This window comes from Nocardia veterana NBRC 100344, from assembly GCF_000308855.1.
GTDB classification, from domain to species: domain Bacteria; phylum Actinomycetota; class Actinomycetes; order Mycobacteriales; family Mycobacteriaceae; genus Nocardia; species Nocardia veterana.
Genome location: NZ_BAGM01000154.1, coordinates 1 through 240, shown reverse-complemented (window position 1 = coordinate 240; position 240 = coordinate 1). Strand labels below are relative to the sequence as shown.

Annotated in this window: 1 pseudogene; it reads right to left on the bottom strand. The window is 69.2% G+C overall.

What is annotated here, in order from left to right:
• Positions 1–240, bottom strand: a pseudogene (locus ON37_RS26475) (transporter); the annotation flags it as partial.

The following is a 240-nucleotide window of genomic DNA, read 5'->3' as shown; positions in this document are numbered from 1 at the left end:
GTCGCCCTCGACCTTGTCGCGATCGTTCTGCGAGGCGAGGCTGTCCACCGTGAACGAGCCCTCGCGTTGCGCGCCGGGGCGCTGCACCCCGGCGTCGGCGAGAACCCGGCCGGCGAAGGTGTCGCTGCCCTGAACCTGAATGTCCTTGGCGGAGAAGCGGATCACCGACGCCTGCGAGAAGTTGGCGGCAATCGAGGCGCCGGTCTCGCGGGCATCGGTACGGTAGTCGGCGAGCGCTTT